This window comes from Xanthomonas sp. NCPPB 3174 (genome assembly GCF_056725205.1).
Map to the genome: position 1 here is coordinate 2,636,068 of NZ_CM161517.1, position 17,922 is coordinate 2,653,989.

The window sequence follows — 17,922 nt, forward strand, 5'->3', positions numbered from 1 at the left end:
ACCAACTTGCAGGCTGCAAGAAACCGCGAACTCGGCGCTTCTCCGGGTCCGTGGCGATGGGTAACAGGCGAGCGAGAATTGTACCGGCGCGGGGCGGTCCGCGCCAGCCGTTTGGGTGAAGTGCCTGTTCAGCCGAGCAGATCGCGCAGCCGGTAGGCCCCGGGCGCACGCCCCGGCAGGCGCGCGGCGGCATGCAGCGCGCCGCGGGCGAAGATGTCGCGGTTGCTGGCGCGGTGCACCAGTTCGACTCGCTCGCCGAGCCCGGCGAACTGCACCAGATGCTCGCCGACGATGTCGCCGGCACGCAGGCTGGCGTAGCGCGGGGTCGCGCCGCCCTGCGCGGCCGCGTCGCCGAGGGTGAGCGCGGTGCCGGAGGGCGCGTCCTGCTTGTGCACGTGGTGGGACTCGACGATGTCGCAGTCCCAGCCCGGCAACGCCGCGGCGGCGCGCTCGACCAGATCGTGCAGCACTGCCACGCCCAGGCTGAAGTTCGATGCCCAGATCAACGGAATGCGCTCGGCGGCGGCGGCCAGCGCCTGCCGCTGCGCGTCCTCCAGCCCGGTGGTGCCGGACACCAGCGCCGCACCGCGCGCCGAGCACAATGCCAGCACCGGATCGAAGCCCTGCGGCAGGCTGAAATCGATCGCCACGTCGAAGGCCGGCACCCCGCCCAACTCGGCCGCAGCGAAGTACGGCACGCCGTCGATCACCCGCTGCGCCGGCGCGCGACGGACCACCGCGGCCACCACCTGCAGTGCCGGGTCCTGCGCGGCCAGCCGCAACAACGCCTGGCCCATCCGGCCCGACGCACCATGGATCAACACACGCAGCGGAGAAGTCGTCATCGGCACAAGGCTAGCGGTTTGCGCGCGGGTGCGACAGAGGGCGTGTGCCGCGGATGGCAGGCGGCGGGCGCCGAAGCGTCCCCGGGTCGTCGATGAAAGAGGTGAAGCGTGCCCGCGTGGAGTACTCGGTGCCGGCGAGCGCCGCGCTTCGTTCGTCGCGGCTGAAGCCGCTCCTACAGACCATCAACGGCGTGGCTTGCCGGGACGTGTGTGGGAGGGGCTCCAGCTCCGACGCGGTGCCGCCCAATCACGCCACACACGACGACTGACACAACGGCGCCTTGCTGCCCTACTCCGGCGCCTGCCCCAACAAGCGCTTGTCCCAGTCCTCCACCGCACGCTGCGCCAGGCGCCGCTCGAACAGGGTGCGCCAGTTCGGCACCAGCGGCAGCGCCAGCACGTCCTGCAGTTGCGCCGGGTCGATCTCGCGCCGGTACAGCAGGCCGACCAGCCGCGCCAGTGGCCAATGCGGATACGGACGCTCCAGCAACTCCAGGCGATCGCCGGCGGCGACCTCGCCCGGTTGCAGCACGCGGTAGTACCAGCCGGTGCGGCCGCTGTCCTGCACGCGCCGCGCCAGCGCCGGCACGCCGAAGCGGTCGGACAGCTTCCAGCACGGCTGCCGCGACTGCGAGACCTCGACCAACGCGGTCCCGAGGCGCAGACGATCGCCCAGGCACAGGTCGGCTTCGGTCACCCCGCAACTGCTGAGGTTCTCGCCGAACGCACCCGGCGCGTCCAGCAAGGCATGCGCGCCCAGTTCCTCGCGCCAGGCCGGGTAATGGTCGCGCGGGTAATGGTGCAAGGCCTTGTCGGGGCCGCCATGCACGCGGCGGTCGCCCTGCTCGTCCAGCTCCAGCCCTTCCGGGCCGATGCGCAGGCGTCCGGCCTGCGGCCGCTTGTCGATCGCGCTGCGGCTGCCCGGGCGGGTGAACGCCTGCGCGCGGCCGACCAGGACCGCATCGATGGTCCACGAGGCGACCGCGGAATCGGAAGACGTCATCGACAGACGCGAGGCAAGGCTCAGGCCGTCGCGCGTCGGTGCGCGGCAACCTCGTCCTGCAACAGCGCGCCGAGGATGCGCACGCCGGTCTCGATGCGCTCGGCCGGCACGGTCACGAACGACAGCCGCAAGGTATTGCGCTGCGGCGCGACCGCGAAGAACGGCGCACCCGGCACGAACGCCACGTTGCGCTCGATCGCCTTGCTCAGCAGCGCGCCGCCGTCCATGCCCTCCGGCAGCTCGACCCAGATGAACATGCCGCCGGCCGGGCGGTTCCAGCGCACCTGCGCCGGGAAATACTTGGTCAGCGCCGCGAGCATCTGCTCGCAGCGGCTGGCGTACAGCGTGCGGATGCCGGGGATATGCGCATCCAGGAAGCCGTCCTGCACCGCCTCGTACACGATGCGCTGGCTGAACGAGGGCGTGTGCAGGTCGGCCGCCTGCTTGGCCTGCACCAGCTTGGCATGCACGGCCTCCGGCGCGACCACATAGCCCAGGCGCAGGCCCGGCGCGAACACCTTGGAGAACGAGCCCATGTAGATGGCGCCGTCCGGGTTCATCAACAGCAGGCTAGGCAGCGTGTCGCCGCTGTAGCACAGCTCGCCGTAGGGATCGTCCTCGACGATCGGCACGCCGGCTGCGGCCGCACGCGCCACCAATGCCTGGCGCCGGTGCTGCGGCAGGCGCCGCCCGGTCGGATTCTGGAAGTTCGGCAGCACGTACATGAAGCGCGCGCCGGCCAGTTGCGCATCGTCCAGCGCGTCCACCACCACGCCGTCGTCGTCCGACTGCATCGCCGCGAATGCCGGCTGGAACAGCGAGAACGCCTGCAGCGCGCCGAGATAGCTGGGCGTTTCCACCAGCACCTTGCTGCCTTCGTCGATGAACACCTTGCCGAGCAGGTCCAGGCCCTGCTGCGACCCGGTGGTGATCAGCACCTGGCCGGGCCGGATGTCGGCGCCGTCGCGGCTCAGCCGTGCCGCCACCCATTCGCGCAGCGGCAGATAGCCTTCGGTCGGGCCGTACTGCAGCGCCGCCTGCGGCGCATCGCGCAGCACCTTGTCGCAGGCCTCGCGCATGCGCGCGACCGGGAAGGTATCCGGCGACGGCAGGCCGCCGGCGAAGGAGATCACTTCAGGACGTTCGGTGACCTTGAGGATTTCGCGGATCGCCGAACTGGTCAGCGCCTGCGCACGGCGGGAGAACTGGAATGGGCTGGTCATCGGCATAGGATAGTCGCCGCCCTCGCCGCGCGCATGTGCGGCGCACAAGCGCGCGGCGGCCGGCGACGCGTGGCGCGGCTCAGTGCCGCCGCGGCGGCGTCGGCCCGCAGCTGTCGCACCCGCCGCAGGCGCCAGCACCGGCGCTGGCTGGCGGTGCGATGCGCCGCCCCAGCGCCTGCAGCCAGGCCGCCCGGCCGGGCTTGAGCAGGCGTAGTGCGAGTGCGCCGCGCAGCTTGCGCGCGGTGCCGGGGAATTGCTTCTTCAACACCACCCAGGCGCTGACCAGTACCGCCAGCGCGATCACCAGGTACTGCAGCAGCAGCGAGGCGCTCATCTCAGCCGGCTCCCAGCGCCACCGCGACCTGGTAGGTGACCAGCGAGGCCAGGTACGCCAGCGCGAACAGGTAGAACGCGGCGAAGCTCATCTGCTTCCACGAGTTGGTCTCGCGCTTGATCGTGGCCAGGGTGGAAATGCACATCGGTGCGTAGATGTACCAGACCAGCAACGACAGCGCGGTGGCCAGCGACCAGCCGTCGTGGATCAGCGGCGACAGCGCCTGCGCGGCGGCATCGTCGTCGGCCGCCGACAGCGCGTACACCGTCGCCAGCGACGACACCGCCACCTCGCGCGCGGCCAGGCCGGGGATCAGCGCGATGCAGATCTGCCAGTTGAAGCCCAGCGGCGAAAACACCGTGGTCATGGCGTGGCCGATGCGGCCGGCGAAGCTGTAATCGATCGCCGGCAGGGTGGCGTCGGCCGGCGGCGCCGGAAAGTTCAGCAGAAACCACAGGAGGATGGTCAACGCCAGGATGATGCCGCCGACGCGCTTGAGGAAGATCGCCGCGCGCTCCCACAGGCCCAGCGCCAGATCGCGCAGATGCGGCACGCGGTAGGACGGCAGTTCCAGCAGCAGCGGATGCTCGCCCTTGTCGCGACGCCATTTCTTCATCGTCCACGACACCGCCAGTCCACTGACGATCGCCGCCACGTACAGGCCGAACAACACCAGGCCCTGCTGATTGAGCACGCCCCACACCTGCTTCTGCGGCACGAACGCGGCGATCAGCAGGGTGTACACCGGCAGGCGCGCCGAACAGGTCATCAGCGGCGCGACCAGGATGGTCGCCAGGCGATCGCGCGGATCCTGGATGCTGCGCGTGGACATGATCCCAGGCACCGCGCAGGCGAAGCTGGACAGCAGCGGGATGAACGAGCGCCCGGACAAGCCGGCCGCGGCCATCATGCGGTCGAGCAGGAACGCCGCGCGCGGCAGATAGCCGGATTCCTCCAGCGCCAGGATGAAGGCGAACAGGATCAGAATCTGCGGCAGGAACACCACCACCCCGCCGAGACCGGCGATGATGCCGTCCACCAGCAGGCTGTTCAGCGGCCCCTCCGGCAGCGTCCCGCCGACCCAGACGCCCAGCGCCTTGGTGCCGCCGTCGATCATATCCATCACAGGCTGCGCCCAGGCGAAAACCGCCTGGAAGATCAGGAACATCACCAGGACTAGGGTCAACAGACCGGCCACCGGATGCAGCAGCCAGCGGTCCAGCGCATCGTCCACCCGCGAGGTCCGCGTCGGCATCGACACCGCCGCCGCCAGGATCGCGCGCACCTGCTGGTGATAGTCGCCCTGCGCCTCGCTCGGCGCCACCGCCGGCGGCAGTGCCGGCGCCAGTGCGTCGAGCCGCTCGACCAGGGCGCGCGCGCCGTTGCGGCGCACCGCCACGGTCTCGATCACCGGCACGCCCAGCGCCTGCTCCAGCGCCTGGCGGTCGATCTGGATGCCGCGGCGCTGCGCCGCGTCGACCATGTTCAGGGCCACCAGCATCGGCTTGCCCAGTTCGCGCAGTTCCAGCGCGAAGCGCAGGTGCAGGCGCAGGTTGGTGGCGTCGACCACGCAGACCAGCACGTCCGGCGCCGGCTCGCCCGGGTAGAAGCCGCGGCACAGGTCGCGGGTGATCGCCTCGTCCAGGCTGGCCGGCTGCAGGCTGTAGGCGCCCGGCAGGTCCAGCACCGCGAACTCGCGCCCGGACGGCGCGCGAAAGCGACCCTCCTTGCGCTCGACGGTAACGCCGGCGTAATTGGCGACCTTCTGCTTGCTGCCGGTCAGCTGATTGAACAGCGCGGTCTTGCCGCAGTTCGGGTTGCCGACCAGAGCCAGGCGCAGCGGCGCGGCCACCGCGCTCACGGGCGCACCTCGTCCAGCGCGCTGACCTGCACCCGCGCCGCCTCGCTGCGGCGCAGCGCGAAGCGCGTATAGCCCACTTGCACCAGCAGCGGTTCGCCGCCGATCGGCCCGCTGGTCAGCACCTGCACCTGCTCGCCGGCGACGAAGCCCAGCTCGCGCAGACGCCGCGCAATGGCATCGTTGGGCTGGCGGTCGTGCACGGATTCCACGAGGGCGCTGCTGCGCAACGGCATGTCGGACAACGTCACAGCACGTTCCGTCGATAAGAATGGTTATCAATTGTAGCATCGCCGCGGCGCGTCATGGCGGCGCTGGCGCGGCCGGCTATGATCGCCGTATGGCTGCCGTTTCCCCTTTGTACGAGCGTGTTCGATGAGCGATGCCCTGTTGTTGCAACGATCCGGCAAGGTCCTGACCCTGCAGTTGAACCGACCCGAGGTCCGCAACGCCTTCGACGCCGTGCTGATCGCCCAGCTCAGCGACGCCCTGCTGCAGATCGGCGCCGATCCCCAGGTCCAGGTCGTGGTCCTGGCCGGCGCCGGCGCGGCGTTCTCGGCCGGTGCCGACCTGCAGTGGATGCGCGCGATGGCCGGCGCCAGCGAGCAGGCGAACCTGGACGATGCGCTGGCCCTGGCGCGACTGATGCGCCTGCTCGACGAACTGCCCAAGCCCACAGTGGCGCGGGTGCAAGGTGCCGCGTTCGGCGGCGCGGTGGGCCTGGTCGCCTGCTGCGACATCGCCGTGGCCGCCACCGATGCCCGCTTCGCGCTCAGCGAAAGCCGCCTGGGCCTGCTGCCGGCGGTGATCTCGCCGTACGTGATCGCCGCGATCGGCGCGCGCCAGGCGCGGCGCTGGTTCGCCAGTGCGGAAACCTTCGACGCCGCCACCGCGGCGCAGATCGGCCTGGTGCACCAGGCGGTGGCGCCCGAGGCCCTGGACGCGGCGGTGCAACGCCAGGTCGCCCTGCTCGGCCAGGCCGGGCCGCTGGCTGCCGCCGGCGCCAAGGCGCTGGTGCGGCGGGTCGCCGCCGGCGGCGAGCGCGATGCGCTGGACCAGGCCAACGCGGAGCTGATCGCGCAGTTGCGGGTCTCGGCCGAGGGCCAGGAAGGATTGACTGCGTTCCTGGAGAAACGCGAACCGGCCTGGAGGGCCAGCCCATGAACCCGCTCGACCATCTCGGCCTGCGCTGCAGCGATCTGGACCGCAGCCTGGCCTTCTACCGCGCCGCCCTGGCCGCGCTGGACCTGGAGGTGGTGATGCAGGTGAGCGCCGAACAGAGCGGCGGCCAGCGCCACGTCGGCTTCGGCCGCGACGGCAAGCCCAGCTTCTGGATCGCCGACGGCGGCCGCGACGCCAGCGACAACGGCGTGCACGTGGCCTTCGTCGCCGCCAGCCGCGCGCAGGTGGACGCGTTCCATCGCGCCGGCCTGGCCGCCGGCGGCCGCGACCACGGCGCGCCGGGCCTGCGCCCGCACTACCACCCCGACTACTACGGCGCGTTCCTGCTGGATCCGGACGGCCACAACATCGAAGCGGTCTGCCACCGCCCGGCGTCGGCCTGATCCGCGCCGCCGCGTCGCACCCGCGCAAGGCGCCGGCCGTGCTGTCGGTGCTTCACAGCCTCCCTCTCTCAGGAATTCCGATGATCCTCGTTGCTTCCCGTCTCATGCGCAGTGCCCGGACAACGGCGCAGGAGTCTCGCCGATGAGCGACCACGTCCGCATTGTCGAAGTCGGCCCGCGCGACGGCCTGCAGAACGAGAAGGCCTGGGTCGCCACCGCCGACAAGATCGAACTGATCGCACGGCTGGGCCGCACCGGCCTGCGCAGCATCGAGGCGACCAGCTTCGTCAGCCCGAAATGGGTGCCGCAGCTGGTCGATGCAGCCGAGGTCTACGCCGGCATCGCGCAGGTGCCGGGGGTGGACTATCCGGTGCTGGTGCCGAACCTGCAGGGCTACGAACGCGCCGCCGCAGTCGGGGTGCGTGAGGTGGCGGTGTTCACCGCCGCCTCGGAGACCTTCAACCGCACCAACACCAATGCCGGCATCGACGAATCGCTGGCGCGCTTCGCGCCGGTGCTGGAGCGCGCGGCCGCGGACGGGGTCAAGGTGCGCGGCTACGTCTCCACCGTGCTCGGCTGCCCGTACCAGGGCGCGGTGCCGCTGGACGACGTGGTGCGGGTGGCGCAGCGGCTGCACGCGATGGGCTGCTACGAGATTTCGCTGGGCGACACCATCGGCGTGGGCACGCCGGGCAAGGCACGGGCGATGCTGCACGCGGTCGCCGCCGCTGTGCCGATGGACGCATTGGCGGTGCATTTCCACGATACCTACGGCCAGGCCCTGGCCAACATCGCCGCCTGTCTGGAAGAGGGCGTGCGCGTGGTCGATGCCGCGGTGTCCGGCGCCGGCGGCTGCCCCTACGCCAAGGGCGCCAGCGGCAACGTGGCCAGCGAGGACGTGGTCTACCTGCTGCACGGCAATGGCGTGGACACCGGCATCGACCTGCCGGCACTGGCCGCGACCGGCCGCTGGCTGGCGCAGAAACTCGGCCGGCCCACCGGCAGCAAGGTCGGCCAGGCGCTGGCCGCCGAGGCCTGAGCCGCGGCAGCGCCGCATCCGGCGGCAGGCTTGCGCACCGCGGGTGGTCGTCGCGTCTCGCCGCAATCGGCGGCAGCCTCTAAACTGGGCGTTTTCCTGGGAGGGAACATCCATGCAGCTTGCCGATCTCAAAGCGGTGGTCACCGGCGGCGTGTCCGGCCTCGGCCTGGCGGTGGCGCAGCGCATCGTCGCCGAAGGCGGCAAGGTCGCGCTGTTCGATCTGAACGACGACAAGGGCGCGGCCGCGGTCGCCGCGCTGGGTGCGGAGCGGGCTTGCTACCTGCGCACCGACGTCAGCGACGAGGCCCAGGTGGCGGCGCAGCTGGCGGCGGCACGCGATTTCCTCGGCGGACTCAACGCCGCGGTCAACTGCGCCGGCATCCTTGGCGCCGGCCGCGTGCTCGGCAAGGAAGCGCCGATGCCGCTGGCCACCTTCCAGGGCACGGTGATGGTCAACCTGATCGGCAGCTTCAACGTCGCCAAGGCCGCCGCCGACCTGATGCAGCACAACGCCCCGGGCGAGGACGGCGAGCGCGGCGCCATCGTCAATACCGCCAGCGTCGCCGCCTACGAGGGCCAGATCGGCCAGGCCGCCTATGCCGCGTCCAAGGGCGGCGTGGTGGCGATGACCCTGCCGATGGCACGCGAACTGGCGCGCTTCGGCATCCGCGTCAACACCATCGCCCCGGGCATCTTCTGGACGCCGATGGTCGACGGCATGCCAGAGGCCGTGCAGCAGTCGCTGGCCGCGGCGATCCCGTATCCTTCGCGTCTCGGCCGCCCGGACGAATTTGCCGACACGGTGATGTTCCTGCTGCGCAACCGCTACCTCAACGGCGAAACCATTCGCCTCGATGGCGCGGTGCGGTTGGCGCCCAAGTAACCGGGATTGGGGATTCGGCATTGGGGATTCGTAAAAGCGCCCCGCCGCCCCCCTCGCTCCCCGCCCTGCTCTTACCAATCCCGAATCTCCAATCCCCAATCCCCAATCCCGGCTCCCAACCCATGAAAGCCAACGAAATCAAGAAAGGCAACGTCGTCGAGTACAACAACGGCGTGTACCAGATCCGCGACATCGAGCGCAGCTCGCCGCAGGGCCGCGGCGGCAACGTGCGCTTCCGCTTCGTGATGTACAGCGTGCCGGGCGGCAACAAGCTCGATGCCAGCTTCGACGGCGACGACGACCTGCGCGAGGTCGAGCTGATGCGCCGCCAGGCCACCTTCTCCTACAAGGACGGCGAGGCCTTCGTGTTCCTCGACGACGAGGACTACACGCCCTACACCCTGGACGCCGATGCGATCGGTACCGACGCCGGCTACATCACCGATGGGCTCAGCGGCATCTACGTGCAGGTCATCGACGACCAGCCGGTGGCGATCCAGCTGCCGCAGAGCGTGACCCTGGAAGTGATCGAGACCCCGCCGGAACTCAAGGGCGGCACCGCCACCAAGCGCCCGAAGCCGGCCAAGCTCAATACCGGCATCGAGATCATGGTGCCGGAGTACATCGGCAACGGCGAGCGCGTGCTGGTCAACACCACCACCGGCGAATTCGCCGGCCGCGCCGACTGAGTTCGTGCGCGTGCGCCGTGCCAATCACGTCGCCCGCGCCGGCCGCACCGAGCGCGCGCCACGGCGCGCGTCCCTCGGTCTGCTGCTGACCCTGCCGGCACTGGCGCTCGCCGCGCCGGTGACGGCTGCCACCGCAGCCGCGGCCAAGCCTGCGTGCACGATTCCGGACGCGGTCGATCCCGAGCATTACGACGGGTTCTGCGCGATGCCCGCACCGATCCGCGCCTTCGTCGCGCGCCAGGACACCTGCACCCATTTCGCCGGCGAAGAGCCCTACGACGCGGCGCGGCGGCGCGAACTGGAACAGGCGATGGCCAAGTACTGCGACGGCAACGAACAGACGTGGGCGACCCTGCGCGCGCAGTACCGCCAGGATCCGCCGCGCGACACCTGGCTGCGCCGCTACGGCGAGGATGTCGGTCTCGAGCTGCCGTGATGGCGGCTTGCTGGCTGGCAAGGTAGCGCCCTTGCGGGCATTGGCGTCGGGCTGAAGGTAATCGCCATCGGCCAGCTCCCCCGCTTCGCTCGTCGCGGCTGAAGCCGCTCCTACAAAACCGAGCGGAGGAGACGCCGCTTTTTTGTGGGAGGGACTTCAGTCCGGACGACTGGAACTATCGGCCTCCTTTCATAACGAAAAGGCTGCGCTGCAACCAGCCGATGCAACAAACCCACCGCCGGCCGCGTCGTAGGAGCGGCTTCAGCCGCGACAGCGCCGCCGTCAACCGCACGCGCGATACATCTCCCTTCGATCGCCTCGCGTCGCAAGCCCGCATGCCGCACTACGGCTGCCCACCACGCTGCCGCAACACTGACGGAGAATCCAACTGCAGCCCGCCACCTTCGCGATTGAGCGTGCGCAGGCGCTCGCCCAGCGTCGCCAGGTTGATGTCGATCTGCGCCAGGTCCGCCTGCAACGGCGCCGGCAGCAACCCGCGCAGGCGCACCTGCAACGCGACACCATCCTCGCGCAGCGCCGCGATCCGCGCCTGTCCCTGGACCTGCAGCCAGGCGCGCTCCTGCGCCTGCGGCAGGCCATAGCCGGGCTGCCCCTGCAGCAGGCTCGCCGGCTGGCTGAGCAGCCCCTGCTCGGCCAAGACGGCGCGCACGGCGCTGGCGGCGTCGCGGGTGTCGGCAGCCGCCTTGCCCTCGCCCGCAGCGGCCACCGCGGACGGCAGCGGCTTGCCCAGATAGCGCCGCTTCAACGCATCGCGGCCGCGCTGTTCGGCGCGGCGCCGCGCGGCGTTCTCCAGCACCAGCAAGGCCGCACTGGCGCGCAGGTCACCGCGCTGCAGCCACGGCGCGCGCTGCGCGGCCGGCAGGTCCAGCCACGCGTCGGCAGTGCGCGCCGGCAGCGCCAGCCCACGGCGCGCCACCGCGAACATCTCCGCGAAGTGCGCGCTCGCCGCCGGGAAGTAATAGCCCTCCCGCACCGCCGCGTCGGCATCGTCCAGCACCGACGCATCGGCGATGCCGCCCCGTACCAGGCGCCGGCGCAATCCGGTCGGGCTGATGCCGGACAGGTGCGCGGCCGACAACCGCGGCACGCCGTCGTGCAGCAAGGCGTAGGTCTCCACCGCGCAGTTGTTGCTGAGGAAGTAATAGCGGCCGTCGTAGCTCCAGTGCAGTTGCGCGGCGCGCTCCAGCAGCGCGGCGATCTCCTCGCGCGAGAGCCGCAGCGGCAGCGACTGCAGGCCGCGCAGTTGCACCTGGGTGTAGTCGTCCACCACCTGGCGCAGCGGCAGCACGAACAGCCGCGACGGGTAGGAGCCGGTCAGCCCGCGCAGGCTGGAGATCTGCACGTCGTCGACGAAAGCGCGGAACGACAGGACCCGATGCTCGGCCAGGTCCAGCCGGCATGCCGGCCCCAGCGGCCGCCCCGGCGCGCAGATCACCAGGCGCAGCATGCTGTGGCCCCAGTGGCTCATCGGCTGCGCATTGCCTTCGGCCAGCAGGTAGTCCACCGCGTAGACCCGCGCCGGGTCGATCTGCAGCAGCGCGGCCTGCTCGGCCAACGGATCCTGCACGAACGCCAAGCCCGGCGCGCAGTCGCGAGCTGGCGGCGTCCACGCCAGGCGCTCGGCGAAATACGCAGCCAGCGCCGGGCGGCGGCAGGCATAGTCCGGATCGAGCAGGAAATGTTCGAGATTCACCGCCACGAACTCGGCCGGCGACTGCAATTCGTAGCGGTCCGGGCTGCGCTCGGTGAAGCGGTTGTGGCCGCGGCGCAGGCCCAGGCGCATCGGGCTGACCTGCCAGCCGGCCAGATCCAGCAGCCGCGGATCGGACGACAGCCGCCCTGCGGCGGAACGATCGTAGAAATGCGCCAGTTCGTGCAGCACGGTGGCCAGGGCCGGCCGCCGTGCCGGATCGACGGCCGGATCGGTGTCAGGATCCTCTGCCGCCATCCAGTCGCGCAGCAGGCGCTTGTTCAACAGCAGGCGTCTGGCCTGTGCGCGCCCGTGCACCTGCGCGGGGAGGTCGTCGCGCCACTGCAGCGGCAGCCCTGTCGGCAGCGCCGCGGCCCAGGCCGGGGGCAGCCGCGCCTGCGCCGCGGCCAGCACGGCCTGGCTGGCGGTGCGCTCGGCTGGGCTCAGCCCGCGCTCGTCGGCAGACAGCGGCGCGGCCACTGCGGGCACCGCAGCGGCCAGCGCCAGCAACGCCAGCCACCGCGCGACTAGGCGCCGTGGCCGGCGCGGGATCACAGCGCCAGGATCGCCTGCGCCAGTTCCAGGTCGCTGGCCTGCTGCGCCTGCGGGTTGCGCTCGCGCAGCACGCGCAGCGCCGCTTCCAGTTGCACGCCGCGGATGCGCCCGGCGCTGGCGACGAAGCCGGCCGCGTCGTCGCGCGCCTGCAGCACCACCTTGTCGTTGTTGGAACTGCTGTCCGAGGACGCCGAACTGCCGGCCGAACCGGCCGAGGCGGAACCGGCGGAGCTGCCGGCGAAGCTGGACGCCTGCGCGAACGCGGGCAGGATCAGGGCGAACAGCAGGGCGCAGCGCGCGGTCACTCGGGTCATCGCAATCGTTCCAAACAGGATCGTGAAAAGGGGGACGGCCTGCGCCGCGCCGCATAGCCTAGCGGCCCGCCGCGCGCAGCGCCTGAACGGGCCGTGCGGCAGTGCTGCGGCCGGGCTCAGGTATCGAACAGCTTGCCGGGATTGAGCAGGCCGGACGGGTCGAACACGCGCTTGACCGCACGCATCAGCGCGATCTCCTCGGCGCTGCGGGTGCTGTCCAGGTACGGTTTCTTGACCAGGCCGATGCCGTGCTCGGCGGAGATGCTGCCGCCGTGCTCGGCCAGTACCTGCGCCAGCAGCTTGGTGACCTGCTCGCAGGCGGCGATGAACTCGGCCGACGCGGTGGCGTCGGGCTTGAGCACGTTGATGTGCAGGTTGCCGTCGCCGATGTGGCCGAACCACACCACCTCGAACTGCGGGTAGGCCTCGCCGAGCAGCGCCTGGGTCCGTGCCAGGAACGCCGGCATCGCCGAGATCCGCACCGACACGTCGTTCTTGTACGGGGTGTAGCGCGCCACCGCCTCGGTGATGCCTTCGCGCAGGCGCCACAGCTGTGCGGCCTGCGCCTCGCTCTGGCTGATCACCCCGTCCAGTACCCAGCCCTGCTCCATGCAGGCCTCGAACGCGGCCAGCGCCGCCGCCTCCTGCGCCTCGTTGCCGCTGGCGTATTCGGTGACCACGTAATACGGATAGACCGTGTCGAACGGCGCCTGCGCGCCATGCGCGAGCACGTGCTGCAACGCGCGGTCGGTGAAGAACTCGAACGCCTCCAACTGCAGCCGGCTGCGGAACGCGGCGAACACCTGCATCAGCACCTCGAACGAGGGCAGCGCCAGCAGCATCACGTTACTTGGCGGCGGCGGATCGGTGAGCCGCAGGGTGGCCTCGACCACGATGCCCAGGGTGCCTTCGGAGCCGATCAGCAACTGGCGGAAATCGTAGCCGCTGGAATTCTTGATCAACCCGCGGTTGAGCTCGAGCAGCTCGCCGCTGCCGGTGACCACCTTCAGCCCGGCGATCCACTCGCGGGTGTTGCCGTAGCGGATCACGCGGATGCCGCCGGCGTTGGTGGCGATGTTGCCGCCGATCGAGCACGAGCCGCGCGCGGCGAAGTCCACCGGGTACAGCAGCCCGTGCTCGCGCGCGGCGTTGTGCACCGCTTCCAGCGGCATGCCGGCCTGCACGGTGAGGGTGCGATCGACCGGATCGAACGCCAGCGCCTTGTTCATCCGCTCCAGGCTCAGCACCAGTTCGCCATGCGCGGCCACCGCGCCGCCGGACAGGCCGGTGCGGCCGCCGGAGGGCACCACCGCCACCGCGTGCTCGTTGGCCCAGCGCAGCACCGCCTGCACCTCTTCCACCGTCGCAGGCAGCGCGATCGCCAGCGGCGCCGGGGTCCAGCGCCGGGTCCAATCGCGACCGTAGTGTTCCAGGTCGGCGGGATCGGTCTTCAGGCGCAGGCCGGGAACGGCGAGGGCCAGGGCATCCAGGCGCGGGTCGGTCATGGGCGGAGAGGCATCGGCGGAGGCAAGCATTCAAGCGTGCCAGCGTTGCGCAACGGCGTCCAGTTCGCTGCCAGCAGGTCGTTGCTTTTGCGAATCTCCACTCCCCACTCCCGAATGCCCACGCCGGCCACCGCCAATCGATGCACCTGAAACCGTCCACCGGCGTTGCATCCACGGCCTCCCGGCATCCTATTGCGGCGCACCAAAGCACGGAGCCATCTGGCATAGTGACCGGCCCGTTGGCCATCGCTCCCTCGCCGCAATGTCGCCCAAGAAGACCTCGTTTCCGAAGCAGGATATCCGCGTGCTGCTGCTCGAAGGCATCAGCCAGACCGCCGTCGACGTGTTCCGCGCGGCCGGCTACTCGCAGATCGAACTGCACGCCAAGTCGTTGCCGGAAGAGGAGCTCAAGCAGCGCATCGCCGAGGCGCACATCGTCGGCATCCGCTCGCGCACCCAGCTCAGCGCCGAGGTGCTGGCCCACGCCAAGCGCCTGATCGCGGTCGGCTGCTTCTGCATCGGCACCAACCAGGTCGACCTGGACGCCGCCGAACTGGCCGGCATTCCGGTGTTCAATGCGCCCTACTCCAACACCCGCAGCGTCGCCGAACTGGTGATCGCCGAAGCCATCCTGCTGTTGCGCGGCATTCCGCAGAAGAACGCCGAATGCCACCGCGGCGGCTGGTCGAAGTCGGCAGCCGGCAGCCACGAGACCCGCGGCAAGGTGCTGGGCATCGTCGGCTACGGGCATATCGGCACCCAGGTCGGCGTGCTGGCTGAGGCGCTGGGCATGCAGGTGATCTTCCACGACATCGAGACCAAGCTGTCGCTGGGCAACGCCCGCACCGCCACCGACCTGGACGACCTGCTGGCGCGCTCGGATGTGGTCACCCTGCACGTGCCGGAAACCGCGGCCACCCGCGACATGATCGGCGCGGCGCAACTGGCGCAGATGAAGCCGGGCGCGCACCTGATCAACGCCTCGCGCGGCACCGTCATCGACATCGACGCACTGGACGCGGCGTTGCGCAGCGGCCACATCGGCGGCGCCGCGGTGGACGTGTTCCCGATCGAGCCCAAGGGCAACGGCGACCTGTTCGAATCGCCGCTGGTCGGGCACGACAACGTGATCCTGACCCCGCACGTGGGCGGCAGCACCCTGGAGGCGCAGGACAACATCGGCGTGGAAGTGGCTGCAAAGCTCGTGCGCTACAGCGACAATGGCAGCACCCTGTCGGCGGTGAACTTCCCCGAGGTCACCTTGCCCGAGCACGCCGAGAGCCTGCGCCTGCTGCACATCCACCGCAACGTGCCGGGCGTGCTGTCACAGATCAACGAACTGTTCTCGCGCCACAACGTCAACATCGACGGCCAGTTCCTGCGCACCGACCCCAAGGTCGGCTACGTGGTGATCGACGTCGGCGCCAGCGAGGAGCAGGCGGCGGTGCTGAAGGAGGAACTGGCGCAGGTGGCGGGGACGTTGCGGACGCGCATTCTTTACTAGCTGGGAGTGGGGATTGGGGATTGGGGATTTGCGGGTGCGCTGCGCGCCCGTACCCTCACCCCAACCCCTCTCCCGGTGGGAGAGGGACTCAGCCATCCAGCCGGAGCCGGCGCTTCCTTCTCCCCTCGGGAGAAGGTGCCCCGAAGGGGCGGATGAGGGTACGGGCGAAGCCTCGTGCAGCCAAAACACCGCATGCGCTGCGCGCCAGACCCTCACCCCAACCCCTCTCCCGGAGGGAAAGGGGCTAAGCAGTTCGCTGCAGCCACTTTTGCGCCATGCGCCGCAGCGACGGATCCAGATCCGCTTCGTCCACCAGTTCGGCGATCGGGCGCCAGGCCAGGGCCAGCGATTCTTCACTGACCGCAAAGGCCTCGTCCGCGCCGGCGCGGACCACATACCGTGCATCGTAGTGCCAGTGCCCCGGCACGTCGCCCCGCTCAGGAATCCAGTGCCGGTCCAGGTCGAAGATCGCGCCGTCGTCCAATCCCAGGCCAGCCAGCCCTGACTCCTCCTCGGCCTCCTTCAACGCCACCCGCGCCAGATCGCGGTCGCCGTCGGCGTGTCCGCCCAGTTGCAGCCAGCGCTGCAGCTTGCGGTGATGGGTCAGCAGGGTGCGCATGCCGTCGGCGCTGACCAGCCAGGCCGAGCCGGTGAAATGGCCGTCCAGGCGCGCGCGCACGAACGGATCGGCGGCATCGTCCAGCAAGGCCAGGAACTGCGCGGCGACCTCGGCCTGCTGCGGACACCGCCGGGCATGGGCCTGCAACTGCTGGCGTAGGGGCGACTCCGGCATCGGCGTTCTCGCGTTCGGGGGCCGCCATTATCGCCGCCGACGGTGCAGCGCGGCTTGTGGCGGCCGGCCGGCTTTGGCATGGTACGACGCTTGCGTCGCCCGCTTCGGGCCCGGCGCTTCGCCATTGCCGGGGCCGCTTGCCCCGTACCGCCACCTGGGGATGCACCGAATGCTCAAGTCTCTGCTGAGGGTCAAGCCGATCGAACCGGCCGGTCACGTCGATGCCGGCGAACCGTTCGAAGGCAGTCTGGAGGGGGAAGCCACCCTCAAACGCACCCTCACCGCCAGACACCTGATCCTGCTCGGCATCGGCGCGGTGATCGGCGCCGGCATCTTCGTGCTCACCGGCCAGGCCGCGGCCAATCATGCCGGCCCGGCAGTGATGCTCTCGTTCGTGTTCGCCGGCCTGGCCTGCGCCTTTGCCGGCCTGTGCTACGCCGAGTTCGCGGCGATGCTGCCGGTCTCCGGCAGCGCCTACTCGTATTCCTACGCCACGCTCGGCGAAGGCGTGGCCTGGTTCATCGGCTGGTGCCTGGTGCTGGAATACCTGTTCGCCGGCTCCAGCGTCGCGGTCGGCTGGTCGGCCTATCTGATCAGCTTCGTCACCGGCACCCTCGGCCTGCCCTTCCCGGCGGAGCTGGCCAGCGCGCCGCTGACCTGGACCGGCCACGCGTTCGTGGCCTCGGGCAACCTCGTCAACCTGCCGGCGGTGCTGATCGTGGCCGCGGTCAGCACGCTGTGCTACATCGGCGTCACCCAGTCGGCCTTCGTCAACGCGATCGTGGTGGCGATCAAGGTGCTGGTGATCTGCCTGTTCGTCGGCGTCGGCCTCTTCTACATCAACCCGGACAACTGGCATCCGTTCATCCCCGAGAACACCGGCCCGGGCGAGTTCGGCTGGAGCGGCATCTTCCGTGCGGCCTCCATCGTGTTCTTCTCCTACATCGGCTTCGATGCGGTCTCCACCTCGGCCGGCGAGACCAAGGACCCGCAGAAGAACATGCCGATCGGCATCCTGGTGTCGCTGGCCATCTGCACCATCATCTACATCATCGTCTGCGCGGTGCTGACCGGCCTGCTGCCCTATACCCAGCTGGGCACCGCCAAGCCGGTGGCCACCGCGCTGGAGCACTACCCGCAACTGGCCTGGCTGAAGACCTTCGTCGAGATCGGCGCCATCGCCGGCCTGTCCTCGGTGGTGCTGGTGATGCTGATGGCGCAGCCGCGCATCTTCTACACCATGTCCCGCGACGGCCTGCTGCCGAAGCTGTTCGGCAAGGTCCATCGCCGCTTCCACACGCCCTACGTCGGCACGGTGGTGGTCGGCGTGCTCGCTGCGCTGCTGGCCGGCCTGATTCCGCTGGACGTGCTGGGCGAACTGGTGTCGATGGGCACCCTGCTGGCCTTCGCCACGGTCTGCGTCGGCGTGATGGTGCTGCGCTTCACCCGTCCCGACCTGCCGCGCCCGTTCCGGGTGCCGCTGTTCTGGGTGGTGTGCCCGCTGGGCGCGCTGTTCTGCGTCGGCCTGTTCTTCCAGGCGTTCCAGGAACACTGGAAGGTGTTCGTCGGCTGGACCCTGATCGGGCTGTGCATCTACTTCTTCTACGGCATCCGCAACAGCCGCCTGGCCGCGAAGGCCTGATCCGCTCCCACGAAGACCGGCGT

At 70.2% G+C, this 17,922-nt stretch carries 18 protein-coding genes; 8 read left to right on the plus strand and 10 right to left on the minus strand.

Annotated features, from left to right (window positions below; genetic code table 11):
• Positions 1-128 precede the first annotated feature (128 nt).
• The 6 genes from dapB to AC1PK7_RS11680 form a co-directional block, all read right to left on the minus strand.
• Complete coding sequence (gene dapB / locus AC1PK7_RS11655) at positions 129-845, minus strand: 4-hydroxy-tetrahydrodipicolinate reductase (RefSeq protein WP_160946648.1); 717 nt, start codon at positions 843-845, stop codon at positions 129-131.
• Positions 846-1,134: 289 nt separating this feature from the next.
• Entirely contained in the window at positions 1,135-1,848 is a 714-nt protein-coding gene (locus AC1PK7_RS11660) for an MOSC domain-containing protein (protein WP_481098236.1), read from the minus strand.
• A gap of 20 nt (positions 1,849-1,868) precedes the next feature.
• Positions 1,869-3,077: an aminotransferase-like domain-containing protein gene (locus tag AC1PK7_RS11665; protein ID WP_481098237.1), complete on the minus strand. Its 1,209-nt coding sequence runs from the start codon at positions 3,075-3,077 to the stop codon at positions 1,869-1,871.
• Between the two features lie 73 nt (positions 3,078-3,150).
• Positions 3,151-3,405 (minus strand): DUF6587 family protein, encoded by a 255-nt coding sequence (locus AC1PK7_RS11670; RefSeq protein ID WP_148828380.1) that lies wholly within the window; start codon positions 3,403-3,405, stop codon positions 3,151-3,153.
• Position 3,406: 1 nt separating this feature from the next.
• Positions 3,407-5,266: a ferrous iron transport protein B gene (gene feoB / locus AC1PK7_RS11675; RefSeq protein ID WP_481098238.1), complete on the minus strand. Its 1,860-nt coding sequence runs from the start codon at positions 5,264-5,266 to the stop codon at positions 3,407-3,409.
• The gene (locus tag AC1PK7_RS11680; protein WP_010343348.1) at positions 5,263-5,514 is read right to left on the minus strand and encodes a FeoA family protein; all 252 of its coding nucleotides are present in this window, start codon (positions 5,512-5,514) and stop codon (positions 5,263-5,265) included. The genes feoB and AC1PK7_RS11680 overlap by 4 nt, the downstream gene beginning before the upstream one ends.
• A 124-nt stretch (positions 5,515-5,638) precedes the next feature.
• Between AC1PK7_RS11680 and AC1PK7_RS11685 the strand changes: the two genes are divergently transcribed.
• The 6 genes from AC1PK7_RS11685 to AC1PK7_RS11710 all read left to right on the plus strand — a co-directional run bounded on the left by AC1PK7_RS11685 (position 5,639) and on the right by AC1PK7_RS11710 (position 9,875).
• Positions 5,639-6,427 (plus strand): enoyl-CoA hydratase-related protein, encoded by a 789-nt coding sequence (locus AC1PK7_RS11685; RefSeq protein ID WP_481098239.1) that lies wholly within the window; start codon positions 5,639-5,641, stop codon positions 6,425-6,427.
• Positions 6,424-6,828: a VOC family protein gene (locus tag AC1PK7_RS11690; RefSeq protein ID WP_481098240.1), complete on the plus strand. Its 405-nt coding sequence runs from the start codon at positions 6,424-6,426 to the stop codon at positions 6,826-6,828. The genes AC1PK7_RS11685 and AC1PK7_RS11690 overlap by 4 nt, the downstream gene beginning before the upstream one ends.
• A 142-nt stretch (positions 6,829-6,970) precedes the next feature.
• A complete protein-coding gene (locus AC1PK7_RS11695; RefSeq protein WP_481098241.1) occupies positions 6,971-7,867 on the plus strand; it encodes a hydroxymethylglutaryl-CoA lyase in 897 nt (298 codons plus the stop codon).
• Between the two features lie 112 nt (positions 7,868-7,979).
• Positions 7,980-8,750 (plus strand): SDR family oxidoreductase, encoded by a 771-nt coding sequence (locus AC1PK7_RS11700; RefSeq protein WP_481098242.1) that lies wholly within the window; start codon positions 7,980-7,982, stop codon positions 8,748-8,750.
• Between the two features lie 122 nt (positions 8,751-8,872).
• Positions 8,873-9,439: an elongation factor P-like protein YeiP gene (yeiP, locus tag AC1PK7_RS11705; protein ID WP_010343353.1), complete on the plus strand. Its 567-nt coding sequence runs from the start codon at positions 8,873-8,875 to the stop codon at positions 9,437-9,439.
• 10 nt (positions 9,440-9,449) lie between these two features.
• Positions 9,450-9,875 carry a hypothetical protein gene (locus AC1PK7_RS11710; RefSeq protein ID WP_481098243.1) on the plus strand — a complete coding sequence of 142 codons (426 nt, stop codon included), beginning with the start codon at positions 9,450-9,452 and terminating at the stop codon, positions 9,873-9,875.
• A gap of 343 nt (positions 9,876-10,218) precedes the next feature.
• Here the strand turns inward: AC1PK7_RS11710 and AC1PK7_RS11715 are convergent, their stop codons facing one another.
• The 3 genes from AC1PK7_RS11715 to AC1PK7_RS11725 form a co-directional block, all read right to left on the minus strand.
• Positions 10,219-12,141: an Lnb N-terminal periplasmic domain-containing protein gene (locus AC1PK7_RS11715; RefSeq protein WP_481098244.1), complete on the minus strand. Its 1,923-nt coding sequence runs from the start codon at positions 12,139-12,141 to the stop codon at positions 10,219-10,221.
• On the minus strand, positions 12,138-12,455 hold the full coding sequence (locus tag AC1PK7_RS11720) for a DUF2388 domain-containing protein (protein ID WP_010341821.1): 318 nt from the start codon (positions 12,453-12,455) through the stop codon (positions 12,138-12,140). The genes AC1PK7_RS11715 and AC1PK7_RS11720 overlap by 4 nt, the downstream gene beginning before the upstream one ends.
• Before the next feature lie 116 nt (positions 12,456-12,571).
• Positions 12,572-13,960 (minus strand): FAD-binding oxidoreductase, encoded by a 1,389-nt coding sequence (locus tag AC1PK7_RS11725; protein ID WP_481098245.1) that lies wholly within the window; start codon positions 13,958-13,960, stop codon positions 12,572-12,574.
• A gap of 262 nt (positions 13,961-14,222) precedes the next feature.
• Between AC1PK7_RS11725 and serA the strand changes: the two genes are divergently transcribed.
• Positions 14,223-15,464, plus strand: coding sequence for a phosphoglycerate dehydrogenase (serA, locus tag AC1PK7_RS11730; protein WP_010341823.1), 1,242 nt, complete (start codon positions 14,223-14,225; stop codon positions 15,462-15,464).
• A gap of 244 nt (positions 15,465-15,708) precedes the next feature.
• On the opposite strand, the gene AC1PK7_RS11735 is transcribed toward serA, so the two are convergent.
• Positions 15,709-16,257, minus strand: a complete 549-nt coding sequence (locus tag AC1PK7_RS11735) for an NUDIX hydrolase (protein ID WP_420009954.1) — start codon at positions 16,255-16,257, stop codon at positions 15,709-15,711.
• A 169-nt stretch (positions 16,258-16,426) separates the two neighbouring features.
• On the opposite strand from AC1PK7_RS11735, the gene AC1PK7_RS11740 reads away from it, so the two are divergent.
• Positions 16,427-17,899 (plus strand): amino acid permease, encoded by a 1,473-nt coding sequence (locus AC1PK7_RS11740; protein WP_481098246.1) that lies wholly within the window; start codon positions 16,427-16,429, stop codon positions 17,897-17,899.
• Positions 17,900-17,922: the final 23 nt, after the last annotated feature.

What these genes read in the sequence shown, in the direction of transcription:
- serA (WP_010341823.1), top strand. Translation starts at nt 14,223, where the DNA reads ATGTCGCCCAAGAAGACCTCGTTTCCGAAGCAGGATATCCGCGTGCTG.
- AC1PK7_RS11700 (WP_481098242.1), top strand. Translation starts at nt 7,980, where the DNA reads ATGCAGCTTGCCGATCTCAAAGCGGTGGTCACCGGCGGCGTGTCCGGC.
- AC1PK7_RS11685 (WP_481098239.1), top strand. Translation starts at nt 5,639, where the DNA reads ATGAGCGATGCCCTGTTGTTGCAACGATCCGGCAAGGTCCTGACCCTG.
- AC1PK7_RS11740 (WP_481098246.1), top strand. Translation starts at nt 16,427, where the DNA reads ATGCTCAAGTCTCTGCTGAGGGTCAAGCCGATCGAACCGGCCGGTCAC.
- AC1PK7_RS11690 (WP_481098240.1), top strand. Translation starts at nt 6,424, where the DNA reads ATGAACCCGCTCGACCATCTCGGCCTGCGCTGCAGCGATCTGGACCGC.
- AC1PK7_RS11665 (WP_481098237.1), bottom strand. Translation starts at nt 3,077, where the DNA reads ATGCCGATGACCAGCCCATTCCAGTTCTCCCGCCGTGCGCAGGCGCTG.
- AC1PK7_RS11670 (WP_148828380.1), bottom strand. Translation starts at nt 3,405, where the DNA reads ATGAGCGCCTCGCTGCTGCTGCAGTACCTGGTGATCGCGCTGGCGGTA.
- AC1PK7_RS11735 (WP_420009954.1), bottom strand. Translation starts at nt 16,257, where the DNA reads ATGCCGGAGTCGCCCCTACGCCAGCAGTTGCAGGCCCATGCCCGGCGG.
- yeiP (WP_010343353.1), top strand. Translation starts at nt 8,873, where the DNA reads ATGAAAGCCAACGAAATCAAGAAAGGCAACGTCGTCGAGTACAACAAC.
- AC1PK7_RS11725 (WP_481098245.1), bottom strand. Translation starts at nt 13,960, where the DNA reads ATGACCGACCCGCGCCTGGATGCCCTGGCCCTCGCCGTTCCCGGCCTG.
- dapB (WP_160946648.1), bottom strand. Translation starts at nt 845, where the DNA reads ATGACGACTTCTCCGCTGCGTGTGTTGATCCATGGTGCGTCGGGCCGG.
- AC1PK7_RS11660 (WP_481098236.1), bottom strand. Translation starts at nt 1,848, where the DNA reads ATGACGTCTTCCGATTCCGCGGTCGCCTCGTGGACCATCGATGCGGTC.
- AC1PK7_RS11720 (WP_010341821.1), bottom strand. Translation starts at nt 12,455, where the DNA reads ATGACCCGAGTGACCGCGCGCTGCGCCCTGCTGTTCGCCCTGATCCTG.
- AC1PK7_RS11695 (WP_481098241.1), top strand. Translation starts at nt 6,971, where the DNA reads ATGAGCGACCACGTCCGCATTGTCGAAGTCGGCCCGCGCGACGGCCTG.